Below are 19,306 nucleotides of genomic sequence, written 5' to 3' on the forward strand. Positions count from 1 at the left end.
ACTATTCTGCACTTCTTCATGTTCTAGAGAGCATGGATACATCGATGCAGGTCATGTTCTACATTTTCCTTTAGAATTTTAAATCGGTACTTGAGCATCCAGATTATATGGCACTTACACCGAAAGATAGCTAGCTACTCCTTCGATTTCTGGTAACAAACGAAGGTAGTCTAGCATGAGGCCTGTAAGGGCTATACCTCAAACAATAGGGCAGGGATTTAGACTGATAATTAAAACACCTACTGATTAAATGATATATCTATGAAGATATGCCAACAATGGAATAACATTATAATGGTTGTGGGTAATTGATAAAAATTGAATTTGATATTTTCATGAACTGTGGCTTTATTTGCGCGTGATTGAGTTGTAAATTATGCATTTTGCGATTGTCTCTTTCTGGCTGAAAATATCAAATGAAAATGGTTGACCAACGTTTGATTTTTGCTGTTAAATGTTCTCGTGGTTCGGATTAAAAAATGAGAACTGCATTCACATAACTTTAATAAGGAAGTAAAAAATGGCTCAAGTGACATTTTTAGGTGAAGGTCTAAATACTGAAGGGGTAATTCCTCAGGTTGGTAAAAATGCGCCTGAATTCTCTCTGACATCCTCTGATTTGTCAGAAAAAGGTCTCTCGGATTTTAAAGGAAAAAATCTAGTTATTAATATCTTTCCAAGCATTGACACTCCGGTGTGTGCTTTAAGTGTGAAAGAGTTTAATTCTAGAGTCGCTGCATGTAGTAAGACCGAAGTTTTGTGTGTCTCTGCAGACCTACCATTTGCTGTTAGTCGTTTCTGCGAAATTGAAGCTCTTGTAAATGTTAGCCATCTATCGACATTTCGTAATCCCAATTTTTCAAAAGAATATGGTGTAGCAATCATTGATGGTGCTTTACGTGGCTTAAATGCACGTGCGATTGTCTGTGTCAATGCTGCCGGAGTAGTAGTGCACAGTGAATTGGTAGACGAAATTACTAATGAACCTGACTATGAACGTGCTCTAAACTCTTTCTAATTCTGAATATAATAGCCCATAGATATGGGCTATTATATTAATTTATAGTTTGTGCTGATAATGAAAGATAAACTGCTACTTGGAAAAGTCCTAGAATATAAAGAAATAACTTCCATAGAGTCAAAAGAACTCGACGTTATTTGTTTGTTGATTAATCTTCTCTCGTTAAGAACTAAAAAAATCTCTAATTTGGAGCGCGGCATACTTATTGATCATATCATTATGCTGCTTTCGCTTGAGTTGAATTTTTGTCGGCGTATGAAGCTCTTTGATGCGGAGGTTTTATTGATGAATATCATGGATGAACTGTCAGGCTGATTATTTTTTACAACTCCGATTAGCTAAAGTTGTTATTTTATCAAATATTAAAATTATTAAATTCTTATTGTTGAAAATCCTTAGTTAGACCAGGCTGCTGGTATTGCCGGGTTGTTTCGGACCGTGCGAAAATATTGGCGTTGGTATTGTTGTTCTACCTCGTTCTGTCGTTCAAGGCCTTTGTGGTGATGACGGCATCTTCTGCGTTTTGCACCATGGTGTTGGTAGAACTACAGAGTGCTCATTTTAATATTCTGATGATATCTATTGTGCTGTTTGTTGTGCTTTGGATCCTTCAGTTTGTTGGACATCACATAGAGGGCAAAAAGCCATCCTTCTTTAAGGATGTTCAATTCCTCTTGATAGGGCCCGCATGGGTTTTCCATTTCTTCTTTCCCCTTACACCGCATGACAATGCATAGAAAAAACGCCAACAAGCAGGTTGGCGTTTTTTATGTGTACTAGATTGGGCTAAATATCAAAGGTTAATCCACGAAGCGTGGTGGATAACAATCGCTTGAGCCTGATTCCACCATGGTCATTGCATCGACACGCATCGGTACAAGACCACCGTAAGACTCGGCAGCAAAGTCACCTTGAACCGCTGGAGGGTCTAGCAACCAAAGGTTGGTGGTGTTTGGCGAACCAGAGACATTGTGGCTCTTGGCTGAAACTAAAATTTCGCCGTTTTGGTCCAAGGTTGCTGCGGTGACGAAATCAATCTTATGGAAAAACTCCAACTGACTGCTCGCATCGCTGGTGTCGATTGAGAACGCACGAGTATTGGTCACAAACAGCAAGTCACCGCCTGAGAAAACGAAGTCGCCCCAGTTCGTAAAGCCTACGATGCGGATATTGGCATCCAGAAAACCGACAGTGCTTTGGTCGGCGTTGGAAGGATCAATGGTGAACAGTCTTGCACGGTCAGAACCGTAAAGGGTGTTTGTATCAGGGTCAAACGTCATGCGTTTGATTTCAAATCGGGTGGTGCCAACTTCATGGTGTGTGCCCGTTTGAACATCATAATACGCCAGCTTAAAAGGCTTCAGGGCCTTCGCATGAAGTCCTAGTGCTTGGAATTCTTCATCGGTGAAATCACCGTTGTTAGAGCCAGCGATATGATAGCCTTGCGGCGTTGGTGTGTTCGCATAGTAGATACGATCTGTCGAGCTGTCATACGCCATTGCAGACGCTGCAAACAGCGCGCGTGAATTTAACGTTGCACGCTGAGAGGCGGTGGTGAAGTAATCGCCACCGGCGCGCGCCGCACCTTCGTCGACGTCAACGAGAACGCCTACATCCCCTCGACCTGCATTCATTGTGAATAGGTCGCCATCACACGTTGCGCCTATCGCAGGTGTCGCAGCACCAGCAGCCAACATTAGTGTTGCAAGTAATGTCCTTTTCATTGCTAACCTCTTTGACTAAAAGATTTTTGGGTAAGTGAGGTTGAGATACCTTTCTTGTAGCTAGGAATAACGTGGACTTTTTGTGGGTCAGGATTATTTCTGAATCACTGTCCAGAAATAACGCTAACAGGTGTAGGCATTTTTTCAGTTGCAACCCTGTGACGATTCACCAGATTCTTGTTTTAGCGACAAATTTATTCGAATTTTACCGAGCCGAGGTGCATAAGAGGGGACTAATCAAGAAAGATCAGACGTACATTTTTCGCCACACACTGGGTGAAATGCCAAAAGCGCGTTTGAAGTGATGGCGGAGGGTAGTGGGGGTGTTAAAGCCACTTTGCGCTGCAACATGTTCAATACTGAAAGTGCTGGTTTCGAGTAATTGCTGGCTGTGTGAAAGGCGTGCTGAGAGTAACCATTGGCCGAAAGATTTCCCCGTGACAGCCTGGAAATGACGGGTAAAGGTACGACGGCTCATTGCGCAGCGTTCGGCAAGTTGCTCAATAGAGTGGGGTTGGTCAAGGCTCTGAAGAACCTCATCCAGCACGGTTGCGAGCCTTTTGTCGCTGCCTTTTTCTGGGATCGGCGTTGCAATGTATTGTGCTTGCCCGCCGAGACGTTGCGGTGGCGTCACGAGATAACGTGCAATATTGTTACTGGCGGTGCTGCCCAATGTTTGTCTAACAACATGCAAGCAGCAATCTAACCCTGCCGCAGTGCCCGCAGACGTCATCACGTTGTCTTGCTGCAGGTAGAGCACATCCGATTCAATATCAATTAACGGGAAGCGTGCTTTGAAGTCTTCGAAGTACGCCCAATGCGTCGTCGCTTTCTTTCCATCCAATATTCCTGCCGCCGCGATAGCGTAAGCTCCCAAGCATAGTCCAATGATCATCGTGCCTTTTCGGTGCGCTTTTTGCAGTGCGTTGATGAGTAAGTCAGATGGTGGCTGATAGGGAGAGTGCCAGCTTGGAATAATGATGATATCGGCATCATCAAAAGCCCGTAAATCATGCGTGGTACTGAGGTGAAATCCAGCAGTGGTGGAAAGTGGAGCATCAGTCTCTGCGCAAACGGTCAATGCGAAATCTTTGGAGACATCACCAAACACCACGCAAGGCACAGACAGGTGAAAGGGGCTCATGTTTTCAAAGGCAAGTAATGCAACACGTTTCATTTGATTCACGCTTTATCGAACACTATGGCCCAATATTAGCGTTCTATGTCCTTTGGGTCACTGATGGGTTTGAAGATTTGTTGCCATACTGTCTCTACTTTCAAAGACCTTACACCCGTCTCCAAAAGCACAAGGAGAGACTCTCATGAGCAAAACAGCTTTGCTACTTATCGACCTACAAAATGACTATTTTGAAAAAGGTGCGTTTCCGTTGTGGCAAGCAACAGAAACAAAGGACCGCATTGTATCTTTTGTAGAAAAAGCGAAAGCCGCGGGCGTGAACATCATCCATGTTCAACATATTGCCGACCCAAGCTTGGGTTTATCACCATTTTTTAATCCAGGCACTGAAGGAGCCGATATTCACCCAGACGTGCTTGCAGTAGCACCTGATGCACCGATTGTGATTAAGCACTTTGCCGACAGTTTTGAACAAACGACATTGGAAGAAACGTTGCAAAAACTGGGTGTAGATACGCTCTGGGTTGCGGGCATGATGACGCAGAACTGTGTGACACACACGGCGATTTCTAGAGCTGCAGAGAAGTACGATGTATCTATTTTGCCGGACTTGTGTACGACGGTATCTGAAATGCTGCATTTGATTGCGTTGCATGCAGTGTCTACAAGAATGACACTCGTACCAAGCGATAGCGTGTTGTAAACACCTACGAAGTTGGCGATTCGTCAACTTCGTAACTCTCTGTTTTAAAGAACCTAATCGTGATTGTTCTATTTTGACGAATAGTCATTTCGGTTCATTTTGTTTTTTTCTAAAAACCTGAGTGTTAGTGTGGGAATGGCTGGGAATTTAGTGTGAGCGTTTAAGGTGCCAACAAAAATAATCAAGGCACCAATATTGGAAGAACTCTATGAGGACGTTTAGATGAGTATGTCTACTGAGCGACATGCCCTCCTGCCCGCGCTTTTTATAGGCCACGGTACGCCGACCCACACTTTAACGGGGAATCGGTATACTAAGCATGGAAAGCCATTGCCGACGATATTCCTACACCCAAAGCGATTCTTTGCATCTCCTCCCATTGGGTCACGAATGGAACCCGCATTACTGCGTTGGCAAACCCAAGAACCCTCCATGATTTTGGGCCGATCGACGCCCGTCTAGAAACGATTGATTATCCTGCTCCCGGCGCGCCAGAGATTGCGCGTCACATTGCTGAAAACGTGCCTTTTGAGTTGTCTTTGGACAAACGCTGGGGTTTAGACCACGGAAGCTGGACCATACTGCGGCACATGTATCCGGATGCAAATGTGCCGGTCTTACAGCTAAGTCTAGATATGACACTCAGTGAAGAAGAGCACTTCCAGCGGGGTCAGCAACTGCGGTTTTTGCGGGAAGAAAATATCTTGGTCATTGCCAGCGGTAACGCGGTTCATAATCTTACCTTGTTTGATCAAAATGAAGAGCGCGCTCACCCTTGGGCGTTGGTAGCTGACAGCCAAATTGCCCATTGTCTGGTGCAAGGACAGGTCGACCCACTACTGGATTATCTCTCGCTTAGCGAGGAAGTCAGAATGGCGATACCAACGCCTGACCATTTTTGGCCGCTGCTGTACACATTAGGTATGCGTGATCAAAATGATGCGCTTGATTTCCCCGTGTTAGGGCTCGCCCATGGCAGCATTAGTATGCGTGCTGTTCGCTTGAGAACGCGGTCGGAATCTTAACGAGTTCAGTGCCTCTGCGCGAAATTGCTGAAAAGAAAAAGCCCCGAATTGTCGGGGCTTTGGTCTTCTAGTGAGTTGGCTTATGCGCCGATGACGCCGCCGTCTTTACGCGTGATACGCATGACGGTTGAACGAGGGACAGAGTTACCGCCATCAGGGAAGTGTGACGGTGCTAAGTCTTCACCTGGATGCTGAATGCCGACAAACATGGTTTTGTGGTCAGGTGAGAATGCGAGGCCTGTGATTTCACATGCGATTGGACCGGTCAGGAATCGACGAATTTCACCTGTGCTCGGGTCTGCACAAAGCATCTGGTTGTTACCCATGCCAGCAAAGTTGCCTTCGTTTGAGTATTTACCATCGGTTTGAATCCACAAGCGGCCTGCGGCGTCAAAACCAATACCATCTGGGCTGTTGAACATGTTGTCTTTGTTGATGTTGGCGGTGCCAGCCATCAGACCTTCTTGGACTTCAGGGTTGCCTGCCATGACAAAGATGTCCCAATCAAAATCAGACGCTGTGTGGTTGCCACCTTTCGGTGCCCAACGGATGATATGGCCGTACGGGTTTTTCTCGCGAGGGTTAGCAATGTTCAGTGGCTGATTCTCTCTCACACCGCGGTACTTGTTGTTGGTCAGAGTACAGAATGCTGTTTTGTTATCCGGATGCACGGCAACCCACTCAGGACGGTCCATGGTGGTTGCACCAACATGTGTGGCGGCTTTACGCGCAAAAATCATCACTTCAGCTTGGCTGTTGAAGCCATTTTCTGGCGTGAGGCCGTTTTTGCCAAAGGTGAGTTCTACCCATTCACCTTTCCCATTTAGCTCACCTTCTGTGCCGTTGAACTTCGCAACGTATAGGGTACCTTCTTCAAGAAGATCGCGGTTTGCTGCCAAATCGCCTGGCTTGTATTTGTTCTTGGAGACGAATTTATACAGGTGCTCACCACGCTCATCATCGCCAAGATACACCACAACATGGCCGTCATCATTGATGGTGAGTGCTGCATTTTCATGTTTAAAGCGACCCAAAGCAGAACGCTTTTTCGGCGTAGACGTTGGATCCATTGGGTCGATTTCAACTACCCAACCAAAACGGTTTGGCTCATTAGGGGTTTTGGAAATGTCGAAACGGTCGTCATGTTTCCACCAGTCGTAACCCCAGTCTTTGTTCTTCACGCCATAGCGTTTGTACTCGTCGGTAAGCTCTACTTCTTTTGATGAAGCAAAGTAGCCGTTGAAGTTCTCTTCACACGCAAGGTATGTACCCCAAGGCGTTTGGCCATTTGCACAGTTGTTGTAGGTACCTAAGATTTTCTTGCCTGATGGGTCGGCAGCGGTTTTCAGTAGGTCATTGCCAGCGGCTGGCCCCGTCATTTCCATCGGTGTATACGCAGTCACTTTGCGGTTCAAGCGACCATCAACATTCGCCTGCCATTTGCCGTCTTTTTTCACCAGTTCGATGATAGACACACCGTGGGCGGCTTGAGATTTACGCACATCGTCAGCCGTGATGTTTTTGCCTTGGTGGGTGTAAAGGTATTCGTTGTTGGTGTACTCGTTGTTTGCAACGAGAACAGCACGATCTTCTGAGAGTGGGAAGAAGGTCATGCCGTCAGTGTTGTCACCATACTGCATTTCTTGCGCTTTAGAGTCGTTGCTTTGGCTGAATTTAGGAGAGGTTGGGAATAGTGGATCGCCCCATGAAATCAGTGTTTCAGCCACGTAGCCATCCGGAACAACAACCGTATCAGCAGTCGAAATAGGGATAGCTTCAAAACCCATCAGCTTAGTTTTGTCCATAGAGCCAGCAACCGCTTTTGCGACAGGTGTTGTAGCAAAGAAGGCCACTGTCCCTGCAGCACTTGCTGCTCGGAGAAAATTACGACGGTTCATTGCCGCGTCGATAAAGCGGTTAAATTCGGGCTCGTGGTCCAGCTCACGTTGATCGTTGTGTTGGTTATATTCGCTCACAATGTCTTCCTTCATTTTGTTGACACGACGTGTAGACGTTTAATTTGTTATGAAGGCGAATACTGGTGCCTTCGTGTTAAAAATTAGTGAAAAACCCATGAAGAAAAGATGTCATGTGAGCGACTTACACTAAATATTGGTAGATGCAGCAGCAGAAAATACGCATATTGATCAGTATAAGCGTGATCGAGTTAACGTCACCAAGGAGGATAAGAGGGACAAAACGTGGCGGAAGGTTGATCAGACACAAGGCGATTTACAAGGTTGTAGGACATGCTATGTGTGCTTTATGGAGAAAATAGCATGCTCAACAAAAAACAACTCTTCACCGTATTCCCTCTTCTTATTGCATCCACCATGGCGAATGCCGATTGGGAGGGGGATGCAAAGCTTGGCCAAGAAAAAGCCTACACCTGTCAGTTTTGTCATGGTGCAACGGGCTACGCTAACGTCGACGGTTATCCGCACATCAACGGTCAAAACGCCAAATACATTTATAACGCGATGCTGGCGTATCAAAAGGGTGAGCGAACAACCCAATGGGGTTAATGATGCAGCAGCAAATGAAGCCGTTGTCAGAAAAAGACATGGCTGATATTGCGGCATTTTACGCATCGCAGCCTGCAGGAAAACCCGAGTAACGGCAGCATCACCTGTTTCTCTCGTCTTGTGATATTCCCTGCGCAAATCGGCCAATCTTAGCGGCTAATGCATAGGTTCAATCTCTCCTCCATGCGCCTTTCACGTGTGTGGGGGAGCTTGAAAATGCATTGGATATGACGACTAGACGGCCAGCTTACCGCTTCCTGTGCGCGTTTCTAATGACTAAGTATACAAGCAGGGTTAGCCTTGAAAATCCAGTCATGAAACCGTCAAAAACATAAATTAGTAATAACTAAGATTGAATTTCTGACAATTGAATCAATGTGCTTCAGGAGTAGTATTTACGCTTTACTAGATGTTACGCGATAGGTACTCGCCGATGGCTACCACCTCCAATAAAAGCCTCTCTGCTGGCTTTTCATATCTTTTTGCTAGCCTGCCAAAAATCGAGAAATGGTTTCATCTCGCCGTTGTGGTTTGGGTGATTGGGCAACTCTTATCGTCGTTTGCTATGCATGTCCATGGTGACACGCCGGCGTCTGCACTTACCTTCATCGACAAATTTCACATGTACAGTGGGATAGCATTAGCCCCTGTTGCGCTGGTTTTCTGTGGTGTGATTTTGAAACGTCGCTCAGTGAGCAATATGTATCCGTGGTTGTCCTTGGATTTTTCGGTCATCAAAGACGATTTGCAAACCTTGCTCAAATTACAATTGCCAGAAGCGCGCCCCAAAGGGCTAGCGGCGACCGTTGAGGGACTGGGGCTTCTGGCATTGCTTCTAGCAATTGCAACAGGGGTGACATGGTATGTTTTCTTCTCTCTTGATGGCTCTGCACCATTGCTTCTTTCAATACACAAAACAGCAGTAGGGGCTATTGAAGCTTACCTCTATGGCCATGGTATTTTTGCGTTGCTGCATCTTGTTGATTGGATGAGGAAGTAAACCGCGCAATCCACTTACTGCCGATAAGCTTTGATTGCGCTTCAATGTGGTCGCTGATACTGTGCACCCAAATTTTTTCGAGATAGATCATTATGACAACGATTTGGGTGGATGCGGATGCGTGTCCGACAGTGATTAAAGAAGTCCTTTATCGCGCAGCAGACCGCACTGAAACGCCGTTGGTACTGGTGGCGAACCAAGGTCTGAGAACACCGCCATCGCGTTTTATTCGCAGCATTCAGGTGGAAAAGGGCTTTGATATCGCTGATAACGAAATCGTGAGACGAGTGAATGCGGGTGATTTAGTGATTACTGCAGATATTCCGCTTGCGTCAGAAGTCATCGAAAAATCTGCGGTAGCCCTGAATCCTCGTGGTGAGTTGTATACGCCAGAGAACATCCGTCAGCGGCTGAACATGCGAGACTTTATGGATACCTTGCGCTCGAGTGGTATTCAAACGGGTGGGCCTGCGGCGATAAGTCAACAAGACCGCCAAATGTTTGCAAATGAACTCGATAAGTTTTTGCAGCGCAGCAAAGCCCGTCGTTAACGGTTGAGTTGAATACAATAAAAAGGGAGCCAAGAAGGCTCCCTTTTTCGTTTGTTCTCAATTAGTTGAAAATCTTGCTCCAACAACCATTTGAACAGTTCACATCTTTGTTGTGATGCAGCTGAGCGCGGTGACCGGTTTTCACGTTGTAGTATTTACCGTTCGGACCTTTCAGGCGTGCCCACGCAATATCACCAGATTGGTAGTAGCGCTCATGGTTTGAATGTTGCTCATAGTACAGACCGCCGCTGCTGATGGAGATGCTACGGAGATGTCCACCTGTTTTGTAGAACTCAAGCGTCGTACCTGCTGGAATGGTGCCGTTGATTCTCGCGTGTACACCACGAATCCACTGATCTTTGGTGCCCCAGTTACCGCCGCGGCTGCCGTGCCACCATACGCCACTGTTGTTGGCTGCATTTTGCAGCAAGGTATCGATGTTTGGATCATTATCGATAATAGTGACGTTCGCTGAACCTTGATCGCTCTTATCAGTGTTGATCCACGCTTGCATCGTGAAGTACTCGTTGTTTTCGTGCGTAGTGTCATTCACTGTAGGCACGCCAACACGAACGTTAGTTACGCCTTGAGGCAAGGTTACTTGCGTACCTGACGACGACAGCGTCGCAGTGCCTGTGGTGTTGTCAGAGTAGAGCAATGCCACAGAATTGCGGTAGTCGCTGTTCAGCACCGCACTGCCATTGACCAACGCCAGTGTCAGTTTGGTGGTGTCATTCGCCGTTGCTTTATCAAAGCTCACGGTGAAGTAAGCGGTTGAGCCTTCGTTTACCGAGCTCGCATTTGCGGTGAGGCCTGATACTTCAGATTTCTCATCACTAGGGAACTTGGTGGTCTCGTAACAAGTGTGATCTTCGGATGTCACGGTACCCATTGCACTGATACGGCTTGGAAACAGACCTACCAATACTTTTTCACCGGTTGATGGCTTCAAGCGGAATAACATGTTGCTGTTCACATTACCCGATACGTTTTGGTTTTTAGCCGCCACCATCATTTGGCCGTTCTGGTCGAGCGTCGCAGAGGTAACGAAATCAATAAAGTGGAACGCTTTCATTGTCAGCGCACCATTGGTGGTGTTCACCGAGAAGGTACGGTTGTTAGTAACAAACAGCAACTCACCGTCTTGGTAAACGAAGTCACCCCAGTTAGTAAAGCCGCCGTTTTTCAGATCTTGCGGGAAGTTACCAACATGGGTCGTTGTGCCTGTGGAAGGGTCGACTTTAAAAATGGTTTGAGAGTCAGACGCAAACAATTCACCCGAATCTGGGTTGAAGGCCATACGTAGAATTTGTTTCTTCGTTGTTGGACCTGCAACGTGATTGCCAGTGGCAGGGTCCATGTAACCCAATTGATATGCTTTCAACGTGCGTGCATGAAGATCCAGGTTTTTGAACTCTTCTGCGGTCACATCGTCTTCGGGGCCTTTGATATGGTAAGAGGTAGGCTGAGGCGCGCTCGCGTAGTAAAGACGGTCAGTAATGCGGTCATAAGACATGGTTGATGTACTGAACAGGGCGCGAGAGTGGTATTCCTCACGAGTAGATGAATCGCCAAAGTAGTCAGAACCCATTTTCTTCAGCTCTTGAACGTCCATCAACAAGCCAATGTGACCACGGCCAGCATTCATGGAATACACGTTACCCGCACAGCTCGCCATCGCTTGCACAGATGTCATTGTGCCAGCGAGGATTGCTGCAGATATCAGAGTCTTCTTCATCATGGTGTTACCTTATCCCTTCCAATTAGCGAACCTTACTCTCGAACAAGAAACCTTTTAGGTCCTACCTTTGCCGGCTCCCCGGTTATCTCCATATCGAGTAAGACAAAATTAAATATGTGATTGGTGTTTTCCAACCAACTGCCCAGAGAGTATTTGTGAATAGAAGGGATGTCTTTCTCATAAATAAGACATTAAGTTTTTTAGTGTTTTTTAATTAAAACACCATAAGTCTCAAAGACAGGGCGAATTAGAAACAGGTGAATCGAAAATTGGACTTGTCTGTCGATAGTATGACGAGAGTGATTAAAAAAGACTGAACGCTGAAATTAATATTTGTTCAGTAGGTTCTTATCGCATGGCGGATTATTGACGATTGACTCAAAATGTAAACAAACCCTCGTAATAATAACCATATGTAAGACAAGTGCTTATTTATCAAGAACTCATACATTAGTTAATGCTTATCGAAGTAGTCTTTGCGGCGAATATACTTGTCCATAAAGTGGTAGGCGATAGGGCGCAAAAGCCAGCTTGTCAGCACACGGATGATACGCACGAGCGATGGCATGTTGTGATAGATGCGATTGTTGTGCAGCCATAGCAACTCTCCCACATGCCAGAAAAGCAAAGGAATGCCAGGAAGGAATGTGACGATATCGACGTCGCAGCAGATACGGTAAGTTTTGTGTTTGAGGCCGTATAACCGCTTGAAGTTCCAGTATCCCGTAGCGGGCTGTCCAAACGTAACAATGCGTTTTATCGCGCCTGGATATTTCTGCTCCAGAATTTCCCCTGCAATGACCGCCATGCTGCCCCCTGAAGAGTGACCCGTCATTGACAGCCGTTTACCTTCTTGAAGTAAGGGGAAAACACTCGACTCCAACGCTTCCATGACGCTATGACCTTGGAAGTCACCCCCTTGCATAGATTGCTGGAGATCTGCTTGTTGGCTCAATGAGAGTTTTTCGAAATCGCGATTAAGGAAACGCCGTTTTACGCGACTGGGTTGCCGCAGCAGAAACTGAAACCCCCAATGTACGTGTCCAACATGACGAGGTGCGTCAACGCGACTTGGAACAACAACTAAGTTGAGTAACCAATCCCAGATACTTTGAGAGCCTTTAAAAACAACGACAACGTCGCCATCTTCGCGCCACAAAACGCGAATAATGGTTTGTCCCCAACGGTTGCTGATGTCTTTTCGACCTTGAGGTGAAAAGCCATATTTGAGGTGATCAAATGTCTTCGGATACGCGTCTCTGCATAGGATCGCGTAACGTTCGTATTGATAACGCTTAAGCCGTTTCACCTGTGTCTTCAGACAAAATGAGGTAAGAAATCAAAAGTATAGAAGGGGAAGATGACGATTAGACGACAGTGTGAAGAGGTAAGCGGCACAATGCGTAACGCACTATGCCGCGAACCGTTTTTAATCGTAGTGCTGCAGAAATGGTGTGATGTGGGTGTTGTATGTCAGTGCTTTAATTGCACCGTGATTTCGGATGATCCACTCTGCTTTTCTCGCGTTCCCAATGCCAATGATGACTTGAACAAGTAGTTTCAAATCGCGCAACCAGCGGGACTTTTGATCTTCGCTCCAGTCATTGCGGTAGATTTCCAAGTAGTGTTCAACCCACCAATATGACCCACGGATAAAGGCTGCAATGATGTTGGTGGCCGGTTGGATTTCCTCATCTTTTCCATCAATGGAGTAGGCATCTGATAAAGGCTGCCCTTGAGAGAACGATGCGTAGTTTTTGCAGTGTTTGTAAAGTGCCAGTTGAAGCGCAGAGGCGGAGTCGCAATGCTCCAGTGTCAACGTGGTCACTGGCATATGCTTGGTATTTTGTCGGAAAAGCTCAACGGTTCGCTTACCCGGTAACAATCTTTCTATGACGTAAAAAACATCGATGCTGATGAGTTGATTACTCAATGTCTTTTCCTTGGATGTTGATAAACGATCAACATAAATGTGTTTTCAGTGAGATAGAGAGAATACCGCGTCAAAATTCAAAACGGAATCACTCCGCAGTTCTCCTTTCCTGCCGCCATACGTGGTGATGCCTAAAAATGTGCGCTTCAGTCCAAATTTTCTGGCTGTTGCAGAGGTTTCAAAAGCTAAAAACCAATATGCTCGCAAACTTTGTAGCGTAACTGTTATGAATGCAGTAATCGTTGGGTACGCAATGTTTTCAATCGTCAAAAGTGATTAATAATTAGTCGTTTACTGGGCATCTAGCACAAGGAGTTCGTATGAAGAAAATAATAGCAGGTGCAGCATTGAGTGCTTGTTTGGCAGCACCAGCTTTTGCAGATAATCACGTTGTTGGCGGCTATTTTGCGGATTGGCAATATGCCAATAAAGACAACCCGTATGTCGTGGATGATATCCCTGCAGAAAACCTAACTCACATCATTTATGCGTTTTTGAGTATGTGTGGACCACACACTGGCGCATCTGAGTTGGTGCAAGAACAAGTCGCAAAAGCATGTAAGGGAAAAGAACCTTTCACCGCGATCGTTGTTGACCAAGAAGCAGCCCTAGAGAAAGACTTCGGCCGTGTGCGCGCAAGAGTGCCGTATGAAGGCCACTTTGGTCAGCTTGCTGATCTGAAAGCAGAGCACCCACACGTGACGATTCTGCCTTCATTTGGCGGTTGGACAATGTCTGAACCTTTCCATGCCATGGCGAAAGATGATGCTGCCATCAAACACTTTGCAAAAACAGCGGTAGAGCTGATTGCGAAGTATGACTTCTTTGGTGGTATTGATCTGGACTGGGAATACCCGGGGGGCGGTGGCTTAACCACGTCACCGTGGAACCCAGAAACCAAAATGGAAGAAGCTCAGCAACTTGCGGAAAAAGAAGCGTTTACGACTCTGGTGAAATCGCTAAGAGCAGAATTGGATGCGCTATCCGCGAAAACGGGTAAGGATTACGAGCTTTCAACCGCTGTCGGTGTAGGCCAAAAAGCGGCTTACATGGATTGGGAAACGGTTGCACCGCTGATGAACAACATGTACGCCATGACGTATGACTTCTTGGGTGGATGGGGACCGCAAACAGGTCACTTGACCAATCTACACGCTACCGATCGTAGCTGGTGGGGTATGGGTGCCGATGTCTTCATTCAACAGATGATCGACCTAGGTGTGCCAAAAGATAAGCTGGTCTTGGGTGCGGCGTTCTATGGTCGCGGTTGGGAAGGCTCTCAGTTTGATGGCACAACGACATCGTCAGACCTTGCGTCTGAAAAAGGTGCGAGCTTTGGTACGGGTGAGCCGGGTTACTTCATGTATTGGGACTTGAAGAAAAACTACGGTAAAGCACAAGGCTACCAATATGGTTACGACGAAGAGTCTGAAGCCCCTTACCTCTGGAACCCTGAGAAGAAAGTGTTCATCTCGTTTGAAGATGCACGTTCAGTGAAAGCAAAAGCGGAATGGGCGAAGCAGCAAGGTCTGGCTGGCGTATTCACGTGGGAACTGTCGGGCGATCCGAACGATGAGCTATCTGCAGTAATGGCTGAAGTGCTGCAAAGCAAAACGGCGAAAAACTAATAGAACTTTCTATAAAAAAACACCGCTAACGAGCGGTGTTTTTTTATCCTTGAAAAGTAAAAAAACAGAAAAACAAAACCCCGCATTAGCGGGGTTTTGTCGTTTTCAGCAAGCAAAGATATCTTTGTTTTTGTTTGTATGCTGAAACTATAGACTTCTGAGAAATGCCTGTCTACGGGTTGCATAACCTTTGTTAAATGTTGGGCTGGGCATCACTTTTATAATGCAACAAATTATGTTGCATAAATTTCTTGGAGATGCACTTCCAAAGTTGTGCTTAATTCGCAGCAAATTTGGAAATCTATGCTTGTAAATAATTGTTTACATTGCTGTTTAATTAGTGAGCTATTGGGTTGGAGTTAAGCGTAGCAGCTTGCCGTTGGAGCTGTCGGTAAGGAGGTAGATGAACCCATCTGGCCCTTCAACGACATCTCTTATTCGGCCGTATTTTCCGTCGAGCATACGCTCTTCGCCAACCACCTTGCCGTTTTCAATATCAAGCCTCACTAACAGCCCAAACTTCAACGAACCCAGAAGAATATCGCCTGTCCAATTGGAAAACGCCGTTCCTTCAACCATCTCCATACCGGAAGGCGCGATAGAGGGCACCCAATAGTGGTCAGGTTGCTCCATACCTTCTTTTTCGGTGCCAATGCCGATTGAAGTACCGATACCGTAGTTCACGCCATAAGTAATAGTTGGCCAACCGTAGTTTGCGCCTGCTCGAATGCTGTTTAACTCATCACCACCTTGAGGGCCGTGCTCATGGGTCCAAAGGGTTTGACCATCATTGCTGAGGGTCATGCCCTGAATGTTACGGTGCCCATAGGTGTAGATTTCTGGCTGCGTATTGGTCGCGCCTCGAAAGGATTCTCTGGGTAGGCGGCACCATCAAGCGTAAGACGAACCAGCGTACCGACATGGGAATTATTCTGTTGAGCCTTGTCTTGATTACCCCTGTCACCGAGTGCCACGAAAAGCGCATCATCGGTAATCAGCAATCTTCCGCCAAAATGACGCCCACCACCCAGTTTTGGGTTTTGTCTGAAAATGGTTTGGATCTTGGTGAGCTGATTGCCTGCCAAGGTGCCTTTTGCAACTGAAGTGCCAGATTTTCGAAATTCGCCTGCCTCCGAGAATGCAATGTATACAGTGCCGGACGTTTCAAAATCAGGAGCAAGGGCTAGGCCAAGGAGGCCACCTTGGCCTCGTGCGACAAGTTCGTCGGGCAGGCCGCTGATCTTTGTGACCTTCCCTTGCTTATCGACTTTGACAATTTGGCCATTGCGCTCTGAGACCAACATATCTTGATTGGGCAAGAAAATGAGCGACCAAGGGTGGTTCAAACCACTCGCGACAGTCTCCACCTTGTAAGTGTGTTTGTCTGACTGGATGACGTCGCCGTTAGCGGCAGGAGCTAACGCAAACGCCGTTGCTGCAAGCAGTAAATGCTTAATCATAGTGAATCCTTTCGATATGCTCCTTCGCCGAGGTGGTCGCGCAGAGAAACGCCTGCCTTTTAAGCACCTTACGTCTCTGCGAATGAGCCCGATCAACTGAAATGTTGTGCGACTCGAAACTTTAGTCTTCTTACTTTGCGAGAGAACCTGGCGTTTATCGTCATTGCCTCTTCGGCTCCCGCCTGAGAAGACGCCCCCGTCGCACTGGTATCTGCATATGTTTCGACACGATTTCGGCCGTTTTGTTTCGCGCGATAAAGGAGTTTGTCGACGATGCTATACAGCTCAGACAGCGTTTGACTGTTGGCGACAGCGACGGTACCGAAGCTGGATGTCACGTTAAACACCTCTCCTTTTTCTGAGGTAAAGTTTAACGCGCTTATTTGCTGGCGAAGGTCTTCTGCAATGGTATTGGTTTCCTCAATGCCACTGTTTGGCAGAAGGATCATGAACTCTTCACCACCCACCCGCGAGCAAACGTCATCACGGCGAAGGTTGTTTTTGAACAGTTCCGAGATGCCAACTAGCACTTTGTCACCAACAGGGTGCCCATAGGTATCGTTGACGGTTTTGAAGTAATCAATATCAAGCAGCAAACAGCCAACAGGCATGTCGCTGCTGCACATTTCTTTTTGTAGTCGCTCCAGTTGCCCCGCTAAGTAACGTCGATTATGAAGCCCTGTCAGGCTGTCGGTGTTGGCAATTTTTCCCCAACGAATTCTGCGACGGTTTATCCAAAGGGCCACAAGAGATGCGATGACGGTGGCTGCAATGCCTAACACTACCAAGAGGTTGAGGTATTCCACTTTCTGCTCGTTGGTTTTGAGCTCAAGTGTCTGCAAAACGTTATTCCAACTCAGGTGCTGATTTTCAGCCTTGAGCTTTTCAAGGTTAAACAGCATTTGTTGACGTTCGAGGTTGTCGACCTGCTCGTCCATGCTGAAGGTATTGAAGCGATTTTGGTAGTCGAGAAGCGTCAGATACGCATTTTTATAGTCTTCTTGGCCAAAATAGGCCTTGGAGGCGACAAGGTACAAAGCGATTTCCGAGCGATATAGACGCGGAAGGGTTGCCAACTCGGCAATCAAAGGCGTGATGATTTCTACCGTCTTGGCATAGTCTTCATTGATCAGGCTTTCGTTCGCTTTAAGGTAGTTGTACTTGCTGATGTAATAACGAATGGTTTCGCGCTCTCTGAGGTTATCGGTCGATTTCAGGTAGCGCATCATGTTTTTCGTGTCACCAGCATCGAGCAACAGATCGGCGATTTGTAGGTTAATTCGAAAACGGTGGGAGCCATCACCGAGCACTTGTGCAATTTGAAGCGCTTGCTTGTATTCGAGCAGTGCTTGTTTGTTGTCACCTTGCTTGCGTGCTAACTCCGCCATGTCGAGTTTAACCAGAAGTTGGTTAAAAGACATTTTGCGGGTCTGGAAGAATTGATAGGACTGCTCTAACAGGAGCGAGGCTTTATCAAAGCCGTTGAGTTGCACCAAAATGCTACCCAAGTTAGACGCAATGCGTTCAATCAGAATCTGATCCTCGGTCGCTTTTGCTGCCTCTAAAGAACTCATCAAAGCCGCCATCGACACGTCGTAGTCGTTTTGTGCTTTGTACGCTTGCCCTTTAACCAACAGGATTTCAGCCGTTAATGCTGGGTCGTTTAACGCCTGTGATTCCGAAAGTAGATTGTCCAGTTGGTCCAATACCAAGGCTTCTTCGCCTTTCAAAATACGCGCTTGGCTCAGGCGCAATTGCATGATGTAGCGGTCGGCGTTTAGAAGCGGATCGTTTTTGGCAAGTTCTATACCTTGCTCGGCAGATTCAATGGCGGCATCAGGGTTGTTCAGGAGAAGCTCTACCGTCGACTTTTGCAGGTAATAACGCACCAGCAAAGGTAGCGGTTGGTTTTGTTTTAATTCGACTTTTTCAAGCTCTGTGAGCAGTGCCTTCGCTTTGATGGGCACCGAATAGAGAATGGACTGAACGCCGTTCAGGGTTTTCTCGAAAGATTGTGTTTTTTCTACGGTAGCAAGCGAGGCTGGTGGAAGAGACAGTAAAACAAGAAAAGTGAAAAAGTGAATAACGCGTTTGGACATTGAATAAGCTTCCCTAACTGTAACGCCTGCAATTGAATTGGTGTTATCTCAGCACTGTCCCACATCCTGTCACTCAAACAATGCGTATCTGCAACACATAAGGTTTTGTAGATAAGCGTAGTTAGAGATAGCCGTTTTTTCACGGTTCCTGGGCGAATGTTGCGACCTTAGAAGCGTTGCAATTTGGCTGATTCAATATGGTGCATTTTCTGTCTGATTTTTGTCTTTTTATGACGAGAATCGAGATAACCAATTGCATGCATAATGTTGATTTAGCAAGTGCTAATTTGGTGTTGCGAGAATAAAAGGGCGAGGGGGGCTTGTGTAGGTCTTGGCGGCAGAATATGTTGGAATGTCTTGAGGTTAGGACGCGAATTCTTGGAAGTGGAGCAGTTTCAAGCCCAATGGTGATGAGAACACCACTGAGCTCGTTATCAAGCGACTAGCGTTTGTCTTTGATTGACTCGGCTTCTTTCTTCAGCAGAATAATCTTGCCAAATCCCAGTTTATTGAAATAGCTGTCGCGATGGTTTTTCACTGCTTTGCCGTCGGCAACCATTTCCAGTTGACGTTCCATCTTCAAAAAGTTGCTCAGGTCGATGCCTTCTGCAGCAGCAGCGGCTTCGTGCGGAGAGTGAAACTGGCGGAACGAGAACGTGATGACTTTCGTTTCACCTTTATAGATGTATTGAAGTTGACGTGACATAACGGCACCTGTTGCAAAATTTAAGGGGCGGAGTATTTCCTACCGCCCCTGT

Annotated in this window: 18 protein-coding genes and 2 pseudogenes; 10 read left to right on the forward strand and 10 right to left on the reverse strand. The window is 46.5% G+C overall.

The window, feature by feature from the left end; translation table 11 throughout:
• Positions 1 to 23: 23 nt before the first annotated feature.
• Entirely contained in the window at positions 24 to 128 is a 105-nt protein-coding gene (locus ATN88_RS28980; RefSeq protein ID WP_408607718.1) for a transposase, read from the reverse strand.
• A gap of 392 nt (positions 129 to 520) precedes the next feature.
• On the opposite strand from ATN88_RS28980, the gene tpx reads away from it, so the two are divergent.
• From tpx to ATN88_RS17580, 3 genes and pseudogenes are all read left to right on the forward strand, one after another.
• Positions 521 to 1,018, forward strand: coding sequence for a thiol peroxidase (gene tpx / locus ATN88_RS17570; RefSeq protein WP_067418762.1), 498 nt, complete (start codon positions 521 to 523; stop codon positions 1,016 to 1,018).
• Positions 1,019 to 1,078: 60 nt separating this feature from the next.
• The gene (locus tag ATN88_RS17575; RefSeq protein WP_067418764.1) at positions 1,079 to 1,336 is read left to right on the forward strand and encodes a hypothetical protein; all 258 of its coding nucleotides are present in this window, start codon (positions 1,079 to 1,081) and stop codon (positions 1,334 to 1,336) included.
• Between the two features lie 131 nt (positions 1,337 to 1,467).
• Positions 1,468 to 1,758: pseudogene (locus tag ATN88_RS17580) on the forward strand (Mpo1-like protein); the annotation flags it as partial.
• 63 nt (positions 1,759 to 1,821) lie between these two features.
• Here the strand turns inward: ATN88_RS17580 and ATN88_RS17585 are convergent.
• Both ATN88_RS17585 and ATN88_RS17590 read right to left on the reverse strand, forming a co-directional pair.
• Positions 1,822 to 2,745, reverse strand: coding sequence for a hypothetical protein (locus ATN88_RS17585; RefSeq protein ID WP_067418766.1), 924 nt, complete (start codon positions 2,743 to 2,745; stop codon positions 1,822 to 1,824).
• A 247-nt stretch (positions 2,746 to 2,992) separates the two neighbouring features.
• Complete coding sequence (locus ATN88_RS17590) at positions 2,993 to 3,922, reverse strand: GlxA family transcriptional regulator (RefSeq protein WP_067418769.1); 930 nt, start codon at positions 3,920 to 3,922, stop codon at positions 2,993 to 2,995.
• 145 nt (positions 3,923 to 4,067) lie between these two features.
• On the opposite strand from ATN88_RS17590, the gene ATN88_RS17595 reads away from it, so the two are divergent.
• A complete protein-coding gene (locus tag ATN88_RS17595; protein WP_067418771.1) occupies positions 4,068 to 4,586 on the forward strand; it encodes a cysteine hydrolase family protein in 519 nt (172 codons plus the stop codon).
• Positions 4,587 to 4,927: 341 nt separating this feature from the next.
• Complete coding sequence (locus tag ATN88_RS17600) at positions 4,928 to 5,611, forward strand: dioxygenase family protein (protein ID WP_456297735.1); 684 nt, start codon at positions 4,928 to 4,930, stop codon at positions 5,609 to 5,611.
• Positions 5,612 to 5,691: 80 nt separating this feature from the next.
• On the opposite strand, the gene ATN88_RS17605 is transcribed toward ATN88_RS17600, so the two are convergent.
• Positions 5,692 to 7,509, reverse strand: a complete 1,818-nt coding sequence (locus tag ATN88_RS17605; protein ID WP_232313376.1) for a PhoX family protein — start codon at positions 7,507 to 7,509, stop codon at positions 5,692 to 5,694.
• A gap of 381 nt (positions 7,510 to 7,890) precedes the next feature.
• Between ATN88_RS17605 and ATN88_RS17610 the strand changes: the two genes are divergently transcribed.
• The 4 genes from ATN88_RS17610 (at position 7,891) to ATN88_RS17620 (ending at position 9,687) form a co-directional block, all read left to right on the forward strand.
• Positions 7,891 to 8,136 carry a c-type cytochrome gene (locus tag ATN88_RS17610; RefSeq protein ID WP_332308923.1) on the forward strand — a complete coding sequence of 82 codons (246 nt, stop codon included), beginning with the start codon at positions 7,891 to 7,893 and terminating at the stop codon, positions 8,134 to 8,136.
• A gap of 2 nt (positions 8,137 to 8,138) precedes the next feature.
• Entirely contained in the window at positions 8,139 to 8,228 is a 90-nt protein-coding gene (locus tag ATN88_RS28985; protein WP_408607716.1) for a c-type cytochrome, read from the forward strand.
• Between the two features lie 341 nt (positions 8,229 to 8,569).
• Complete coding sequence (locus ATN88_RS17615) at positions 8,570 to 9,136, forward strand: cytochrome b/b6 domain-containing protein (protein ID WP_067418777.1); 567 nt, start codon at positions 8,570 to 8,572, stop codon at positions 9,134 to 9,136.
• Between the two features lie 92 nt (positions 9,137 to 9,228).
• Entirely contained in the window at positions 9,229 to 9,687 is a 459-nt protein-coding gene (locus ATN88_RS17620) for a YaiI/YqxD family protein (RefSeq protein WP_067418780.1), read from the forward strand.
• Between the two features lie 61 nt (positions 9,688 to 9,748).
• Here ATN88_RS17620 and ATN88_RS17625 read toward each other — a convergent pair whose 3' ends face one another.
• From ATN88_RS17625 to ATN88_RS17635, 3 genes are all read right to left on the reverse strand, one after another.
• The gene (locus tag ATN88_RS17625) at positions 9,749 to 11,428 is read right to left on the reverse strand and encodes a YncE family protein (RefSeq protein WP_067418782.1); all 1,680 of its coding nucleotides are present in this window, start codon (positions 11,426 to 11,428) and stop codon (positions 9,749 to 9,751) included.
• Positions 11,429 to 11,882: 454 nt separating this feature from the next.
• Positions 11,883 to 12,737, reverse strand: coding sequence for a lipase family protein (locus ATN88_RS17630; protein WP_067418785.1), 855 nt, complete (start codon positions 12,735 to 12,737; stop codon positions 11,883 to 11,885).
• A gap of 120 nt (positions 12,738 to 12,857) precedes the next feature.
• Positions 12,858 to 13,361 (reverse strand): hypothetical protein, encoded by a 504-nt coding sequence (locus ATN88_RS17635; RefSeq protein ID WP_067418788.1) that lies wholly within the window; start codon positions 13,359 to 13,361, stop codon positions 12,858 to 12,860.
• Between the two features lie 320 nt (positions 13,362 to 13,681).
• On the opposite strand from ATN88_RS17635, the gene ATN88_RS17640 reads away from it, so the two are divergent.
• Positions 13,682 to 14,989 carry a glycoside hydrolase family 18 protein gene (locus tag ATN88_RS17640; RefSeq protein WP_067418790.1) on the forward strand — a complete coding sequence of 436 codons (1,308 nt, stop codon included), beginning with the start codon at positions 13,682 to 13,684 and terminating at the stop codon, positions 14,987 to 14,989.
• Positions 14,990 to 15,334: 345 nt separating this feature from the next.
• Here the strand turns inward: ATN88_RS17640 and ATN88_RS28990 are convergent.
• From ATN88_RS28990 to ATN88_RS17655, 3 genes and pseudogenes are all read right to left on the reverse strand, one after another.
• A pseudogene (locus ATN88_RS28990) lies at positions 15,335 to 16,449 on the reverse strand (PQQ-dependent sugar dehydrogenase).
• A 92-nt stretch (positions 16,450 to 16,541) separates the two neighbouring features.
• Positions 16,542 to 18,548 (reverse strand): diguanylate cyclase, encoded by a 2,007-nt coding sequence (locus tag ATN88_RS17650; protein ID WP_067418792.1) that lies wholly within the window; start codon positions 18,546 to 18,548, stop codon positions 16,542 to 16,544.
• Between the two features lie 442 nt (positions 18,549 to 18,990).
• Positions 18,991 to 19,254, reverse strand: coding sequence for a DUF2960 family protein (locus ATN88_RS17655; protein ID WP_067418795.1), 264 nt, complete (start codon positions 19,252 to 19,254; stop codon positions 18,991 to 18,993).
• Positions 19,255 to 19,306 lie beyond the last annotated feature (52 nt).

Source organism: Enterovibrio coralii (assembly GCF_001559595.1).
Classification (GTDB): domain Bacteria; phylum Pseudomonadota; class Gammaproteobacteria; order Enterobacterales; family Vibrionaceae; genus Enterovibrio; species Enterovibrio coralii.